This is a genomic window from Arthrobacter sp. SO3 (assembly GCF_020532825.1).
Taxonomy (GTDB): domain Bacteria; phylum Actinomycetota; class Actinomycetes; order Actinomycetales; family Micrococcaceae; genus Arthrobacter.
This window is the reverse complement of sequence record NZ_MQTS01000169.1, coordinates 6,806-21,949: the sequence shown is the minus strand read 5'-3', so window position 1 is coordinate 21,949 and position 15,144 is coordinate 6,806. Positions and strand designations below refer to the sequence as shown.

Annotated in this window: 13 protein-coding genes, 2 tRNA genes and 1 pseudogene; 5 read left to right on the top strand and 11 right to left on the bottom strand. The window is 66.8% G+C overall.

Annotation, left to right across the window (positions count from 1 at the left end):
• Positions 1–7 precede the first annotated feature (7 nt).
• The 8 genes from BJQ90_RS16030 to BJQ90_RS15995 all read right to left on the bottom strand — a co-directional run bounded on the left by BJQ90_RS16030 (position 8) and on the right by BJQ90_RS15995 (position 8,049).
• Positions 8–304 (bottom strand): putative quinol monooxygenase, encoded by a 297-nt coding sequence (locus BJQ90_RS16030; RefSeq protein ID WP_226761221.1) that lies wholly within the window; start codon positions 302–304, stop codon positions 8–10.
• A gap of 136 nt (positions 305–440) precedes the next feature.
• Positions 441–2,291 (bottom strand): glycoside hydrolase family 15 protein, encoded by a 1,851-nt coding sequence (locus tag BJQ90_RS16025; protein WP_226761220.1) that lies wholly within the window; start codon positions 2,289–2,291, stop codon positions 441–443.
• A gap of 391 nt (positions 2,292–2,682) precedes the next feature.
• Complete coding sequence (locus BJQ90_RS16020; RefSeq protein ID WP_226761219.1) at positions 2,683–3,327, bottom strand: DsbA family protein; 645 nt, start codon at positions 3,325–3,327, stop codon at positions 2,683–2,685.
• A 104-nt stretch (positions 3,328–3,431) separates the two neighbouring features.
• Complete coding sequence (gene clpX, locus BJQ90_RS16015) at positions 3,432–4,712, bottom strand: ATP-dependent Clp protease ATP-binding subunit ClpX (RefSeq protein ID WP_226761218.1); 1,281 nt, start codon at positions 4,710–4,712, stop codon at positions 3,432–3,434.
• 215 nt (positions 4,713–4,927) lie between these two features.
• Positions 4,928–5,587: an ATP-dependent Clp protease proteolytic subunit gene (locus BJQ90_RS16010; RefSeq protein ID WP_226761217.1), complete on the bottom strand. Its 660-nt coding sequence runs from the start codon at positions 5,585–5,587 to the stop codon at positions 4,928–4,930.
• 38 nt (positions 5,588–5,625) lie between these two features.
• Complete coding sequence (locus BJQ90_RS16005; RefSeq protein ID WP_226761225.1) at positions 5,626–6,267, bottom strand: ATP-dependent Clp protease proteolytic subunit; 642 nt, start codon at positions 6,265–6,267, stop codon at positions 5,626–5,628.
• A gap of 244 nt (positions 6,268–6,511) precedes the next feature.
• Entirely contained in the window at positions 6,512–7,906 is a 1,395-nt protein-coding gene (tig, locus tag BJQ90_RS16000; protein ID WP_226761216.1) for a trigger factor, read from the bottom strand.
• A 68-nt stretch (positions 7,907–7,974) separates the two neighbouring features.
• Positions 7,975–8,049 (bottom strand) — tRNA-Pro (locus tag BJQ90_RS15995).
• 131 nt (positions 8,050–8,180) lie between these two features.
• On the opposite strand from BJQ90_RS15995, the gene BJQ90_RS15990 reads away from it, so the two are divergent.
• Positions 8,181–8,251 (top strand) — tRNA-Gly (locus BJQ90_RS15990).
• A 100-nt stretch (positions 8,252–8,351) separates the two neighbouring features.
• Here BJQ90_RS15990 and BJQ90_RS15985 read toward each other — a convergent pair.
• The 3 genes from BJQ90_RS15985 to BJQ90_RS15975 all read right to left on the bottom strand — a co-directional run bounded on the left by BJQ90_RS15985 (position 8,352) and on the right by BJQ90_RS15975 (position 10,882).
• Positions 8,352–9,269, bottom strand: a complete 918-nt coding sequence (locus BJQ90_RS15985; protein WP_226761215.1) for an Fpg/Nei family DNA glycosylase — start codon at positions 9,267–9,269, stop codon at positions 8,352–8,354.
• A complete protein-coding gene (locus tag BJQ90_RS15980; RefSeq protein ID WP_226761214.1) occupies positions 9,269–9,763 on the bottom strand; it encodes a ribose-5-phosphate isomerase in 495 nt (164 codons plus the stop codon). Before BJQ90_RS15980 ends, BJQ90_RS15985 begins: the two co-directional genes overlap by 1 nt.
• Positions 9,764–9,880: 117 nt before the next feature.
• Positions 9,881–10,882, bottom strand: a complete 1,002-nt coding sequence (locus BJQ90_RS15975) for a hypothetical protein (RefSeq protein WP_226761213.1) — start codon at positions 10,880–10,882, stop codon at positions 9,881–9,883.
• Positions 10,883–11,027: 145 nt separating this feature from the next.
• On the opposite strand from BJQ90_RS15975, the gene pepN reads away from it, so the two are divergent.
• The 4 genes and pseudogenes from pepN to BJQ90_RS15955 form a co-directional block, all read left to right on the top strand.
• Positions 11,028–13,586, top strand: a complete 2,559-nt coding sequence (pepN, locus tag BJQ90_RS15970; RefSeq protein ID WP_226761212.1) for an aminopeptidase N — start codon at positions 11,028–11,030, stop codon at positions 13,584–13,586.
• Positions 13,583–14,068: an OsmC family protein gene (locus BJQ90_RS15965; RefSeq protein ID WP_226761211.1), complete on the top strand. Its 486-nt coding sequence runs from the start codon at positions 13,583–13,585 to the stop codon at positions 14,066–14,068. Before pepN ends, BJQ90_RS15965 begins: the two co-directional genes overlap by 4 nt.
• A 192-nt stretch (positions 14,069–14,260) precedes the next feature.
• Positions 14,261–14,920 carry a mechanosensitive ion channel family protein gene (locus tag BJQ90_RS15960; protein ID WP_226761210.1) on the top strand — a complete coding sequence of 220 codons (660 nt, stop codon included), beginning with the start codon at positions 14,261–14,263 and terminating at the stop codon, positions 14,918–14,920.
• 4 nt (positions 14,921–14,924) lie between these two features.
• Positions 14,925–15,144, top strand: a pseudogene (locus BJQ90_RS15955) (globin); the annotation flags it as partial.

Here is a 15,144-nt window from a genome sequence, read left to right as displayed (position 1 = left end):
CGGGGGCTCAGACCCCGAAGGAGGTCTCGAAGCGCGTCAGCACCGGCGGGGCGGCCAGGAGCTCTCCCAGCCCGCTCGCGCCGTCGTCGCTTGCCCGCCACGCGCGGTAGGCGGAGTCGTGTTCCAGCGACGCCCACTGTTCCACCACAAGAAAATGCGCCGGATCGGTGCTGTCGACCAGCACCTCGACGCCGAGGCATCCGTCAAAGGCCCGCGTATCGGTGAGGATGTCGCGGAGCACGGCCGGCGCCGTGGGCAGGGATTCCGCTTTGAGGTTCAGGTCAAGGTGGGCTGTGATGGGCATGTCGCTCCGATGATCGCAGATGGGCACGGGACGCAGGACACAACCGGGCGGGATGCCTGGGCCTCCCGGCACCGGGACCGATGCCCTGCCATTGGAAGCAACAGCGGCGCCACCGGGGTTGTTCCTTCGGATCCGCTCAGCGGGCTTCCGTCCGCTGCCCGGCGTCGGCACCCGGGCGTTGCCGTTCCGCTTCGCTGATAGCCCAGGCGGCATTGACCAGGCCGATGTGGCTGAACGCCTGCGGGAAATTTCCCAGCAGCTCGCTGCTGTCCGGGGCGACTTCTTCGGCCATGAGGCCCAGGTCAGTGGCGAACCCGGCGGCCCGTTCGAAGACGTCGCGGGCGCGCTGCGTCAGTCCGGCGAGGGCCAGGGCCTGCGCCAGCCAGAACGTGCACAACAGGAACGTCCCTTCCTCCCCCGCGAACCCGTCGTCGGCCCGGTAGCGGTAGACGAGGCCCCTGGAATCTGTGAGCCGTTGTTCGACCGCGTCGATCGTGGCGCGCATCCGCGGGTCGTCCGCCGGGAGGAACCCCACGATGGCGAGCATCAGGGCCGAAGCGTCGAGGTCATCGGAGCCGTAGGCCTGGGTGTAGGCATTCGCGGCGGGACTCCAGCCCTCGGTGCGGATGGAGGCCGCGATCTGCCCGCGCGCCTCCGACCAGCGCTGGACCCTTCCGGGGGCCCTGAGGACGTCGGCGAGACTGATGGCCCGGTCGACGGCCACCCAGCACATGAGCTTGGAGTGGAGGTAGTGGCGCGGCTCCCCGCGCACCTCCCAGATGCCGTGGTCGGCAGAGCGCCACCGTGCGGCGGCGGCATCGGCGGCATCGGCCAGGAACAGGCGGGTTTCCGGTGCGAGCTCCGCGAGATACTCCGGCAGCGTGGCGGCGGCGTCGAGCAACTCCCCGTAAACGTCGAGCTGGCGCTGGTTCCACGCGCCGTTACCCACCCGGACCGGAGTGCTGGCGCGCCAGCCGGGCAGGTGCGCCAGGTCGCGTTCGGGCAGCTCGCGTTCCCCGCCGACACCGAACATGATCTGCAGCTCCTCGCCACCGGCGAGCTGGCGTGCGGCCGCCGTCGCCAGGAACTGGAAGAACTTTCCGGCCTCATCCGGGCAGGCGGCCACCCAGAGTGCCTGCAGCGTCATGCTCGCGTCCCGGATCCAGGTGTACCGGTAGTCCCAGTTGCGGGTGCCTCCGGCCACCTCCGGCAGCGACGTCGTCGGCGCGGCCACGATGGCCCCGGTCGGGTAGTAGGTGAGCGCCTGCAGAAGCCGTCCGCTGCCGGCGACGAGGTCCTGCCAGGGGCCGCGGTAGTTCTGGTGCATCCCGGACCAGCTGCTCCAGCCCTCCACGGTGTCCTCGAGCCGGCGGCTGATCTCGGCCTGGCTCCACAACACAGGATCCCCGCCCGCACCGGCCCGGGAGTGGAGGGCGAAGCCGAGGACGTCCCCGGGGCGGAGGGCCACCCGGGCCAGGGCGGCATCCGGGCCGGTCTTCAAGGGCACTGGCGTCGAGAATGACAGCGTCATGGCACCTGCACCGATCACGATGCCGCCATCCACTGCGTGCAGCAGCGGCCGGGACAGACCATAGTCCGGCCGGGCACTCAGGACGATGTCGACGTCGACGGCGCCCTGGCTGCAGGAGACCTGGCGGAGCAGGGTTCCGGGCGAATCCGCCCCAAGATCATGTCCCCGCCTGCCGTCGCCGAGCACGAGGGCATCGGTGACAGTGACGCTGCCCTCCGGTGTGGTGTGGGTCGTCTCGAGCACCATCGTCGGGCCCAGGTAGCGGCGGGTTGTGGTGTGTGCCCCGACGGGCCGGATCGACCAGAACCCCGCCTCCTGGCCCAGCAGCCGACCGAACACCGAGGGGCTGTCAAAACGCGGGAAGCACAGCCAGTCAACGGAACCGGACGCGCTGACCAGCGCCGCGGAGGAGCAGTCGGACAGCAGCGCGTAGCTGGCAATGGGCTCACTGCTCATGGGCACCCTGTTCGTGGGCCGGCCTGTTTTGGGCGGCATGCTTTTGGGCGGCATGCTTTTGGGCAAAGGGGAAGCCCCATCAGCGTGTTGCCGTTGGTGGGGCTTCGACTTTTCGGTTGCCACGTGACGTCTTAGGCAATCTGGCAAGATCCTTAGATTTTCAGGTCTTCCTACCTCGTCACTGGTAGCCATCATCTGACTTTGCCGAAGGCTGCGTCGGATGAGTGTCACTGAATCTTTGGTTCCTGCGTCCCGCTTCTTTCGAAGTGGGTAAAGTCAATTGTTCTCCCGTCGTTCCGGATGCGCAAGAGCCCCGGAAGAACTACATGGAAGTAGTTCTTCCGGGGCCCGTTGCTGCCCGGAAGCGCCGTTCTGCGCCCGGCGGGAGGCGCTAGTTGAAGACCGGGTTCTCGGTCCGGCTGCGCTTGATCTCGAAGAAATACGGGAACGACGCCAGGGTCACCGAGGCATCCCACAGGCGCCCGGCTTCCTCGCCCCGCGGGATGCGGGTAAGTACGGGGCCGAAGAAAGCAGTCCCGTTGAATGAGACAACGGGCGTGCCCACGTCCTGGCCCACCAGGGTGATCCCGGCCTCGTGGCTTGTGCGCAGGGCGGCGTCAAATTTTTCGCTTTGTCCTGCCGCCGCCAGTTCCGCCGGCAGGCCGACCTCGGCGAGGGACTTGGCGATGACCTCGGCGATGTCCTTGTTGCCCTCGTTGTGGATCTTGGTGCCCATGGCGTCGTAGAGCGCCTTGACGTACTGGGCGCCGTGCTGCTCGGCGGCGGCGGTGATCACGCGCACGGGGGCCCAGGCTTTAACCAGGAACTCCTTGTACTCCTCGGGCAGTTCGTCGCGGCCCTCGTTCAGCATGGCCAGGCTCATGACGTGCCATTCGGTGCGGATGTCGCGGACGCCTTCCACCTCGCCGATCCAGCGGGACGTCACCCAGGCGAAGGGGCACATCGGGTCGAACCAGAAGTCCGCGCTGTTGGTCTCTGCTGGGGTCTCTGCTTGATTGTTCTGGGATTCAGACACAGGTGATCTCCTAGGGATGTCTGCGGGGAAATGGGGCGCTGCGCCGGTTCAACGGCGTGGCGCGTCACAGGTGACAGCGACAGGTGCCGTGGGTTTATTCCGGATCAGGCGGACTTGCGGCGCTTGACGTCGTGGGCGATCAGCGTGGGCGCTGCCTTCGTGGAGACGACGTCCTCGGTGATGATGACGGTGGCGATGTCGTCGCGGCTTGGCAGGTCGAACATCACGGGGAGAAGGACTTCCTCCATGATGGCGCGGAGCCCGCGGGCACCGGTGCCTCGTTCGAGCGCCTGATCGGCGATCGTGTTCAGCGCTTCCTCCTCGAAGACCAGTTCGACGCCGTCGAGCTGGAACATCTTCTGGTACTGCTTCACGAGGGCGTTCTTGGGGGTGGACAGGATCTGGATCAGCGCTGCCCGGTCCAGGTTGGAGACCGTGGTGATGACCGGGAGCCGGCCGATGAATTCCGGGATCAGCCCGAACTTCAGCAGGTCCTCGGGCATGACCTCGCCGTAGGAGTCGGTGTTGTTTTTGACCTCATTGAGCGGCGCCCCGAATCCGATGCCCTTGCGTCCCGAGCGGGAACCGATGATTTCCTCGAGCCCGGCGAACGCGCCGGCAACGATGAAGAGCACATTGGTGGTGTCGATCTGGATGAATTCCTGGTGCGGGTGCTTGCGGCCGCCCTGCGGCGGGACCGACGCGACCGTGCCTTCCAGGATCTTCAGCAGGGCCTGCTGCACACCCTCGCCCGAGACGTCCCGGGTGATGGAGGGGTTTTCACTCTTGCGCGAGATCTTGTCGATCTCGTCAATGTAGATGATGCCCTGTTCGGCTTTTTTGACGTCGTAGTCAGCGGCCTGGATGAGCTTCAGCAGGATGTTCTCGACATCCTCGCCGACGTAGCCGGCTTCGGTCAGCGCGGTGGCGTCGGCGACGGCGAAGGGGACGTTGAGGCGGCGGGCCAGGGTCTGCGCAAGGTAGGTCTTGCCGCAGCCGGTGGGGCCGATCAGCAGGATGTTGGACTTGGCGATCTCGACGTCGTCGTGGTGCACACCCTCGGCGAGGCTGCCGCTCTTGGGGGCGTGCCCGGCCTGGATGCGTTTGTAGTGGTTGTAGACGGCGACGGCGAGCGAGCGTTTGGCAGGCTCCTGGCCGATCACGTATTCCTGCAGGAAGTCGAAGATCTCGCGGGGCTTGGGCAGTTCGAAACTGCCCAGGTCGGCTACTTCGGCGAGTTCTTCTTCAATGATCTCGTTGCAGAGTTCAATACACTCGTCGCAGATGTAGACGCCGGGCCCGGCAATGAGCTTCCGGACCTGCTTCTGGCTCTTTCCGCAGAAAGAACACTTCAGCAGATCCGTGCTCTCGCCAATCCGAGCCATATGTGAACCCCTTTTAGTATCTTGCTGCCGGCTCTGTCGATCTCCTGCGCAGCGCTGCACCCGTTACTGGAATCACGGACGATCCCTCCGGGACGGAGCCGTGACATGTTCCACTCTAGGTCACTTTGGGCCTGTTGGGTGGAAAGCCGACGCCGGTGGGGCCACTTAAAGTGGGCCGCACCGGCGTCGGGTACTGCTTGTTACCTGATGATCCGCTACTTGGTGATTGCCTGGGGCTTCATCTTGCGGGAATCCAGAACCTGGTCGATCAGGCCGTACTGCATGGCCTCGGCCGCGGTGAGGATCTTGTCGCGCTCGATGTCGTTGTTGACCTGCTCCGGCGTCCGGCCGGAGTGCTTGGCCAGGGTGTCCTCGAGCCAGGACCGCATGCGCATGACCTCGGCGGCCTGGATTTCGAGGTCGGAAGCCTGGCCGCCCTGGCCGCCGGACAGCGAGGGCTGGTGGATCAGGACGCGGGCGTTCGGCAGGGCGAGGCGCTTGCCCGGCGTTCCGGCGGCGAGGAGGACGGCGGCGGCACTGGCGGCCTGGCCGAGGCAGACCGTCTGGATCTCCGGGCGGATGTACGTCATGGTGTCGTAGATCGCGGTCATGGCGGTGAAGGAGCCGCCCGGGGAGTTGATGTACAGCGTGATGTCGCGGTCCGGGTCGGTGGATTCGAGCACCAGCAGCTGTGCCATCACGTCGTCGGCGGAGGCGTCGTCAACCTGGACACCGAGGAAGATGATGCGGTCCTCGAACAGCTTGGTGTACGGGTCCTGGCGCTTGAAACCGTAGGGGGTGCGCTCTTCAAACTGCGGCAGCACGTAGCGGCTGCTCGGCAGGTTACCGGCAGTCGAACCGAAGTTGTAGTTCATGTTCATTGCTCCTGAATTCATTGCTGTCTACGTGCCGGTCAGTTCTCGGTGGCAGTGTCGGTCGAGTCGGTGACCGAGCCGGTGGAGTCTGCGTTGGTTCCGCCACCGCCGGCCACGGATCCGGCGTGCGCCGCGATCTTGTCGAAGAAGCCGTACTCGAGGGCTTCCTTGGCCGTGAACCACTTGTCGCGGTCATTGTCCTTGAGGATGGTCTCGACGGTCTGCCCGGTCTGATCGGCCGTCAGTTCGGCCATGACCTTCTTCATGTGCAGGATGAGCTCGGCCTGGATCTTGATGTCCGAGGCCGTGCCGCCGATGCCGCCGGAGGGCTGGTGCATCAGGATGCGGGCGTTGGGGGTGGCGTAGCGCTTGCCCTTCGTGCCGGAGGAGAGCAGGAACTGCCCCATCGAGGCGGCGAGGCCGGTGGCGACGGTGACGACGTCGTTCGGGATGAACTGCATGGTGTCATAGATGGCCATGCCGGCGGTGACGGAGCCGCCCGGTGAGTTGATGTAGAGGTAGATATCCTTCTCGGGGTTCTCGGCCGAGAGCAGCAGCAGCTGCGAGCAGATCGCGTTGGCGTTCTCGTCGCGGACCTCGGAGCCGAGCCAGATGATGCGCTCTTTCAGCAGGCGGTTGTAAATGTAGTTATCCTGGGCTGCCGGATCGACAGTAGCCATCCGGGGTGCCCCTGCTTGCTGTGACATATGTACTTACCTCTCGCTGGCGACGGTGACGCCACTGGACGACATCACTGAACTTTCCTACATGGACACTAACGGTTTTCGCGCGTGCTTTGTGCTCAGGCGCGGGGCTGTTCGCTGACGGCGCACGATTGCCCGGGAGGGTTCATCGTGGGCTTAAAAAGCCGCACCCCCGGATCAAAGATCCGGGGGTGCGGCGGAATTACGGGACCAGGAAGTGTTAGAACTTCACTGCTGCCGGGTCATCGTTCTTCGCGGTCTCGGTGGCTGCTTCGTCGGAAGCGGCTTCCTCGGTCTCGGCGGCCTCAACCGGTGCCTCTTCGCCGCCGGGGCGGACGAAGTCGCTCAGGTCAACCTTGTTGCCCTCGGAGTCGGTGACCTCGGCCTGGCCCAGGACGACGGCCAGTGCCTTGCGGCGGCGCACCTCGGAGACCATCATCGGGACCTGGCCGCTCTGATCGATGATCTGGGCGAACTGGTTCGGATCCATGCCGTACTGGCCGGCGGTGGTGACGATGTAGTCGATCAGCTCGTTCTGGCTGACATTGACTTCTTCCTTTTCCGCGATGGCGTCCAGGATGATCTCGTTCTGGAAGGCGCGCTCGGTGTTGGCCTTGACCTCGGCGCGGTGCTCCTCGGTGTCGTGCTCGCCTTCGCCGTGGGCGTTCTCGGCGTTGAAGTGCTGCTCGAGCTGCTCTTCGACGACGGAGTCCGGGACGGGTACCGCTACGAGCTCGACGAGCTTGTCGAGGACCTTGTCTCGGGCTTCGACGCCCTGCTCGACGACCTTGGACTCTGCTGCCTGCTTGGCGAGGTCCTCGCGCAGTTCGGCCAGTGTGTCGAATTCGGAGGCCAGCTGGGCGAAGTCATCGTCAGCCTCGGGAAGCTCGCGCTCCTTGACGGACTTGACGACCACCTTGACCTGGGCGGACTCGCCGGCGTGCTCGCCGCCCACGAGGGTGGTATCGAAGATGGCGTCCTCGTCGGCGCTGAGGCCGGTGACGGCTTCGTCGAGGCCTTCGAGCATCGTGCCGGCGCCCACCTGGTAGGACAGGCCGGTGGCGGAGTCAACCTCGGCACCGTCGATGGTGGCGGTGATGTCGATGGTCAGGAAGTCCTTGTCCGCGGCGGGGCGGTCCACGGACTTCAGCGTGCCGAAGCGGCCGCGGAGTTCGTCCAGGGCCTTGTCGACGTCCGCGTCGGTGGACTCAGCGGCGGCAACTTCAACCTTGATGCCGGCGTAGTCGGGCAGTTCGATCTCGGGGCGGACGTCCACCTCGGCGTGGAACTTGAGTTCACCGTCCGTGGCGGACGGGTCCGGCACCTCGGTGATTTCGACCTCGGGACGGCTCAGCGGCCGGATGCCGGTTTCCTGAACGGCTGCCTGGTACCAGCCGTTGAGGCCGTCGTTGATGGCAGTCTCCAGCACGTAGCCGCGGCCAACGCGCTGGTCAATGAGCTTGGAGGGGACCTTGCCCTTGCGGAAACCGGGGACCTGGATCTGCGAAGCAACAGTCTTGTATGCCTCTGCGATGCTGGGCTTCAATTCCTCAAAGGGGACCTCAACATTGAGCTTGACCCGCGTGGGGGTGAGGTTCTCGACAGCGCTCTTCACAGTCTAAGTACTCCTGGTTTTAGGGGGTGGGGTTCTGCACCGCCAAGGGTCTGGCAGTACTTGCAGAGTCGGGGTGACAGGATTTGAACCTGCGACTTCCTGCTCCCAAAGCAGGCGCTCTAGCCAAGCTGAGCTACACCCCGTAAGTGCACAGAACAGTCTACGGTCAAATTGCGCCGGTTTGCACATTTGACACCGGGGCCCTGAATTAGGTTTAGTTGTATCCGGCTTCAACAGCCGCCCGGAAGTTCTGCTGGAGTCCCAGCATGTTCCCGGGGACGTAGCTTAGTGGTAAAGCCTCAGTCTTCCAAACTGATGATGCGGGTTCGATTCCCGTCGTCCCCTCCGAAATATGACGAACAGCCCCTCTGCGGAGGGGCTTTTTTCATCTCCGGGTCCCGCGCTCCGGCTCCCGGGCGTCCGCCCAGCTGTTCCAAGCTATGCGTCAGCCGGACTGGCAGGCCGGGCACCAGTACAGCTTGCGGGCGCCGAGCTCGGCCAGTGCCACCGGCGTTCCGCAGTCACGGCACTGGAGTCCCTGCCGCCGGTAGACGAAGTGGGAGTCCTCCGGGGCGGGCAGGCCGCCGCGGGATCCCCCGGCCCCGGGTGCGCCCCAGTAGCGCGGGGGTGTGGTGATGATCCGGCCGTCGCGGACGCCGTCGGACATCACCGCGACGGTGTCGTCCCAGAGCCGGCCGGCTGCCTCCGGGGACAGCCGCTGCCCCGGCAGCCAGGGGTCCAGGCGCTGCCGGAACAGCAGCTCGGCGCGGTAGACATTCCCGACGCCGGCAACGGCCTTCTGGTCCATCAGCAGGGCCGCCAGCGGCGTGCGCCTGGCCAGGAAGCCGGCAACAAAGGACCCCCGGTCGCCTGGCAGGTTGCGCAGCGGGTCAGGACCGAGCCGTGCCAGCACGGCCTCCGCCTCCGCCTCCGTGACCGTCTCGCAGGTGGTCGCACCGCGGAGATCGGCCCAGCCGTGGGCGCTGGTGATCCGGACGCGGACGGCACCGACCGGTGCGGGCGGCCCCTGGTACCGGGCCGGCTCAGCCGCTTCCCCGTCGTCGTAGACCTCCCGCTCCCCCACTTTGCGGGGCGCGCCGATGCTGGACGCTCCACGGAAGCTTGCGTCGCCGCCGAAGTCCCAGGCGCCATAGAGGCCGAGGTGGACATGGAGCAGCAGCCCGTGCTCGAACTCCAGGAAGAGGTGCTTCCCGTGCGCGGCCGAGCCGGTGAGGGTGTGGCCGTCCAGCAGCGCCGCGCCCTGGGCGAAGCGCCCCTGCGGGCTGGACACCGCGAGCCGCTCCCCCGTGAAGACGTCCCCGAACTGCCGGGCCAGCCGGTGGACGGAATGCCCTTCCGGCACTAGGCGACGACCTCGCCGGTGCGCTCGTAGCTGGCGATTTTGCCGATCCGGCGAACGTGGCGTTCGTCATGGCTGAAAGGTTCGGCCAGGAACGCTTCAATGATTTCCGTGGCCTCGTCGACGCTGTGCTGGCGGCCGCCGACGGCGACCACGTTGGCGTCATTGTGGTCGCGCGCCAGCTTCGCGGTGGACAGGTTCCAAGCCAGGGCCGCCCGGACGCCCTTGACCTTGTTGGCGGCAATCTGCTCGCCGTTGCCGGAGCCGCCCAGGACGATCCCGAGGGCGCTGGTGCCTGCGTCCTGGTCCGCCACCACTGCGAGCGCGGCGTTGATGCAGAACGAGGGGTAGTCATCCAGGGCGTCGTAGGCCTTGGGTCCGTGGTCGAGCACCTCGTAGCCCTTGGCGCTGAGATGCCGGACGAGATGGGCGCTGAGTTCCATGCCGGCGTGGTCGGTGGCGATGTGCACGCGCGGAAGATCAGTTGGGGTGGTCACGGCGTTTCCGTTCAGTGGGGCAGATCAGTGGAATCACGTGGGCTGCGGGCGGTCTGGAGGCTGTTACCAGCCTACTAGGGCACGGGCCGGCGGGCTTGTTCAGCGGCCGGCCGGACTTCACAAATCAGTGGCTCCGCCGGCCCCCCGGGCCCGCGCCGCGACCCGCGAGATCACCTGCGCGACATTGTCCGCCGTCGTGGCACTCCCGGCACTGACGGTCAGGGTCCGCCCGTCCAAGCGGTCGACGACGACGGCGGGTCCGCTGCTGACCAGCAGCGCCGTGGAGCTGCCCTGGCTCCGGTAACCCCAGCCGCCATAGTCAGCGGCCCTGACCTCCTTCGGCGTCGCGGCCTCGATGGCACCCGCCGGGACGTCCATGACCCGGACGATTCCGGCAGCGAAAACCCGGAGACCCCTCCGGTCCACCTGAAGGCGGGCAAACAGGCACGCGGCGGCGAGCAGGGCCAGCGCGGCGAGGAGCCCAGCCAGCCAGGGCACGGCGGCCGTGAGGAGGGCGGCCGGAAGCAACGTGGCGATCCCGAGCATCACGAAGACCGAACTGCGGGCGTGCACCCACAGGCTCACCGAGTCCCGGGCCAGGTCGGGATCCCGTTCGCGGTCCAGGGCCGCCTGGATGGCCCGGTCGTCGTCCGTGGACCAGCGCTCGTCGGCTTTGAAGACGAAACCCATGACGAAGCCCAGGCCAAGGGCTGCGCCGCTGCCCATGGCGAGCACGGCAACGTCCACCCGGGCCTGCCCCGCGTCCTGCAGGCCGAGTTGTCCGACCAGCACTGCGGCGAGAACGGTGGTGATGAAGAGACTGACGAATAGTCCGGCGCCCATCATGATCCGGCGCATGACGGCCGGACGGGACAGCGGCACCGCCTGCACCAGCACGGCCCAGCCGATCAGCACGATCATGGCCGCCCCGACTCCGACGACGGCCCCGAACGGGGCGAAGTCCACCGCCACGCTCCCGGTCCAGCGGACCGCGAGCGGCTCGGGCAGATCGGAGCGGATCAGCAACGAACAGACCACAAACGCCGCCGCGAGCATCAGCGGGAACCCCACGGCGAAGCGCAGTGCCCTGGCGTCCACAGAATCCCGAAGCTTTCCCATATCCCCAACGCTACCCCGGCGGTTCGGCGTTGTATCTTGGTGTGACCTGAGACAACTTGCCAAGCACCACAGAAGTGAAAGAATGATTTCACAGTAACGATTTTCCCCGTCCCTAAGCATCCCCGGAGGCCCAACTTTGCCTGGAATGAACCTGACGCGCGCCGAGGCACGCGAGCGTGCCGACCTGATCGCCGTCGACTCCTACGAGGTCGAACTCGACCTGAGCCGCGGGGACAAAGTCTTCGGCACCACCACCGCCGTGACGTTCTCGGCCAAGCCGGGGTCCTCGACCTTCATCGATGCCGTGACCCACGCAGTGCTGGGCGTGACCCTCAACGGGCGCGAGCTTGACCCGGCAGAGGTTTCCGACGGCGTCCGCATCCAGTTGCCGGACCTCGCGGCGGAGAACGAGCTTCTGGTCGTCGCCGAAGCGCCGTACATGAACACGGGCGAAGGCCTGCACCGCTTCGTGGACCCGGTGGACCATGAGGTCTACCTCTACACCCAGTTCGAGGTGCCGGATTCCCGGCGGATGTTCGCCGTGTTTGAACAGCCCGACCTCAAGGCGAGCTTCACGTTCACGGTCATTGCCCCCTCGCACTGGGATGTCGTGTCCAACTCCCCCACCCCCGTGCCGGTCGAGACCATCCCCGGCACCGACGGCGGCGCCCGCTCCGTCTGGGAATTCACCCCGACCCCGCGGCTCTCCTCCTACGTGACGGCGCTGATCGCCGGGCCGTACCAGTCCGTCCGCAGCGAGGTCGTCTCAGCCGACGGGAAAGTCACCCCGCTGGGCGTCTTCGCCCGCAAGTCCCTGATGCAGTACCTCGACGCGGACAACATCTTCGAACTGACCCGCCAGGGCTTCGAGTTCTTCGAAGCGCAGTTCGGCTGCCCCTATCCGTTCGAGAAGTACGACCAGCTCTTCGTGCCGGAGTTCAACGCCGGGGCGATGGAGAATGCCGGGGCCGTGACCATCCTGGAGGGCTACGTCTTCCGCAGCAAGGTCACCGACGCCCAGGTGGAGCGCCGCGCCATTACCGTGCTGCACGAGCTCGCCCACATGTGGTTCGGGGACCTCGTGACCATGCGCTGGTGGAACGACCTTTGGCTCAATGAGTCCTTCGCGGAGTACATGTCCCACCTGGCGGCCGTGGAAAACACCAAATTCGACCGCGCCTGGACCACCTTTGCCTCGGTGGAAAAGTCGTGGGCCTACCGCCAGGACCAGCTCCCCACGACCCACCCGATCTTCGCGGAGATCAATGACCTGGAGGATGTCGAGGTGAACTTCGACGGCATCACCTATGCCAAGGGCGCCTCGGTGCTCCGCCAGCTCGTGGCATGGGTGGGTCCGGAGGAATTCATGGCCGGCGTCCGCGAGTACTTCCGCAAGCACGCCTGGCGGAACACCGAGCTCAGCGACCTGATGGCCGAGCTTGAGAAAGCCAGCGGCCGTGACCTGGCCCAGTGGGGGCGGCTCTGGCTGGAGACCGCGGGCGTCAACACGCTCAAGCCCGAGCTGTCCGTCGGCGAAGACGGCACCATCTCCTCCTTCGCGATCCTGCAGTCCGCCACCGAGGCCCAGCCCACCATCCGCCCGCACCGGCTCGCCGTCGGCTTCTACAACCTCAACGGTGCCGGGAAGCTCGAACGCGTGCACCGCGAGGAGCTCGACGTCGACGGCGCGCGCACCGATGTGCCGACGCTGGCCGGGCTCGCCCGGCCGGACCTGGTCCTGCTCAACGACGACGACCTCGCCTACGCCAAGGTCCGCCTCGACCCGACGTCCCTCGCCACGGCCACGGCCCACCTCAAGGACTTCAGCCAGAGCCTTCCCCGCACCCTCGTGTGGGGCTCCGCCTGGGATGCGGCCCGCGACGGCGAAACCCCGGCCCGCGGCTACGTGGAACTGATACTGGCCAACATCGCCGAGGAATCCGATTCCTCCGTGATCCTGGTCCAGTTGCGCCAGCTGGCCACCACGCTGAATTTCTATGTGGCGGCGGAGCACAAGGAGGCCACCACGGTTGCAGCCGCCGACCGGCTCTGGGAGCTCGCCGCAGGCGTCCCGGCCGGCTCCGACGCGCGGCTGCAGTTCGTCAAGTCCTATGCTCTGCTGGCCCGCAGCGCCCGCCAGCTCGACATCGTCTCCGGCCTGCTGGAGGGCAGCCTGACACTGGACGGTCTCACCGTGGACCAGGACCTGCGCTGGGAACTGATTACCTCCCTCGTCGCCGGCGGCCGGGCCGGCCAGGACAAGATCGACGCCGAGCTGGAGCACGACAACACGGCCACCGGGCAGAACGCGGCGGCCCTCGCCACGGCCGCCATCCCGACGCCGGAGGCCAAGGCCGCGGCCTGGGCCTCGATTGTGGTCACGGGAGAACTGTCCAACGCGCTGCAGGGTTCGGCCGTCAGCGGCTTCACCCGGGTGCTGGACACGTCCCTGCTGGAGCCGTACGCCGAGAAATACTTCGCCGCCGTCCCGGGAATCGTCCGGGACCGCACGCACGCGCTGGCCCAGCAGATCGTCGTCGGGCTCTACCCGGCCCAGCTGACCACGCAGGCTACCGTGGACCGCACCGACGAGTTCCTGGCCTCGCTGCCGGAAGACAGCTCGGCCCTGCGGCGGATGATGCTGGAGAACCGTGACGGCGTGGCGCGCGCGCTGCGCGCCCGCCAGGCCGACCTCGGCGCATGAGCCTCGATGAACACCGCTATGCGCTGACAGTCCGCTGGGCCGGGAACCTCGGCGAGGGGACGGCGTCGTACCGTGGCTATTCACGGGACCACGACGTTGAGATCCCCGGGCTGCCCGTCCTGCGGGGCTCCGCCGACCCGGCCTTCCACGGCGACCGCAACCGGTACAACCCGGAACAGCTGCTGCTGGCGGCGCTGTCCCAGTGCCACATGCTGTCTTTCCTGCATGTCGCGGTGAAGCACGGCGTGGTGGTGACGGCATACGAGGACCGGGCCGAGGCCCTGATGCGGACCAACCGCGACGGCAGCGGACAGTTTGAGTCGGCCACGCTCAGGCCCCGGGTGACCCTGGCGGCCCCGGTGGCGGAGGAACTCATGGCGGAACTGCACGCCGGCGCGAACAGGCTCTGCTTCATCGCCCGGAGCGTCAACTTCCCGGTGCTGCACGAGCCGAGCGTCCGGGTCGGGGGCCAGGCGGGCTGAACGCCTCCGGCCGGCCGGAGGCGTTCACGCGGCAGGGTGACAGCCAGGATGCGCATGGGGGCGAGCCGCGGCGCTAATGTTGAATGAGACCAACGCGTTGTGCGGCCGCCGAAAGCCGGCCGCCGCGCAGGACGCCCAGGCCGGCGCCAACGGCCGGCAGCAGGACCGCAGCTACGAGGAGTACCCCCGCCGATGTTCAGCATGACCGCGACCGAGCCCATCACCCCTCCGGACATTTCAGCCATCAACGTGCCCGGGGTCCTCATCAGTCTGGGGGTCGGAGTTGCCGTCTGGCTGGTGGCGTCGTTCGTGATCGTCGGAATCACCAAGCGGGTCGCCGCGGGCAGCACGTTTTTCAAGAGGCCGCACTTCCGCTGGGTGGCGCCCGCTTTCCGTGCCCTGGACCACGAGCGCCGGGAGCAGCGGGCCAACACCATCGGAGCACTGCTCAACAGCGTGGTGGGCGTCCTGGTGGCCGTCCTGACCAGCGTGTACGTGCTCAAGAACCTTAACGTGGACGTGGCGCCGATCCTGACCAGCGTCGGAATCCTCGGTATCGCCATCGGCTTCGGCGCCCAGCAGCTGATCCGCGACTTCCTGGCCGGCATCTTCATCACCATGGAGGACCAGTACGGCATCGGCGACGTCATCGAGACCTCCGAGGTCGTGGGCACGGTGGAGGCGATGAACCTGCGGATCACCCGGGTCCGGGCGGAGGACGGCACCATCTGGTACCTGCGCAACGGCGAGATCCTGCGGGTGGGCAACCGCTCCCAGGGCACGTACGTTCCGCCCGATGCATCGGCACCGGGCGAGGCCGACAGCACACCGCAGCAGAAGGCCGGAGAATAGAGCCATGACAATTCCCAGCGCCGGCGAACCCCGCCAGCCCCAGCAGCTGCTGCAGAACGATCCGTTCAGCCGGCCCGGCTACACGGACAACTTCTACGACGCCGTGGGCGGCCACGAGACGTTCGTGAAGCTCATCGATGTGTTCTATGACGGTGTCGCTGCTGATCCGCTGCTGCGGCCGATGTATCCCGAAGAGGATCTGGGCCCCGCCAAACGGCGGTTCC

Coding starts and splice junctions, on each gene's coding strand:
- BJQ90_RS16030 (WP_226761221.1), bottom strand. CDS start 304: ATGCCCATCACAGCCCACCTTGACCTGAACCTCAAAGCGGAATCCCTG.
- BJQ90_RS16025 (WP_226761220.1), bottom strand. CDS start 2,291: ATGAGCAGTGAGCCCATTGCCAGCTACGCGCTGCTGTCCGACTGCTCC.
- clpX (WP_226761218.1), bottom strand. CDS start 4,712: ATGGCTCGGATTGGCGAGAGCACGGATCTGCTGAAGTGTTCTTTCTGC.
- BJQ90_RS16010 (WP_226761217.1), bottom strand. CDS start 5,587: ATGAACTACAACTTCGGTTCGACTGCCGGTAACCTGCCGAGCAGCCGC.
- BJQ90_RS16005 (WP_226761225.1), bottom strand. CDS start 6,267: ATGGCTACTGTCGATCCGGCAGCCCAGGATAACTACATTTACAACCGC.
- BJQ90_RS15975 (WP_226761213.1), bottom strand. CDS start 10,882: ATGGGAAAGCTTCGGGATTCTGTGGACGCCAGGGCACTGCGCTTCGCC.
- pepN (WP_226761212.1), top strand. CDS start 11,028: ATGAACCTGACGCGCGCCGAGGCACGCGAGCGTGCCGACCTGATCGCC.
- BJQ90_RS15965 (WP_226761211.1), top strand. CDS start 13,583: ATGAGCCTCGATGAACACCGCTATGCGCTGACAGTCCGCTGGGCCGGG.
- BJQ90_RS15960 (WP_226761210.1), top strand. CDS start 14,261: ATGTTCAGCATGACCGCGACCGAGCCCATCACCCCTCCGGACATTTCA.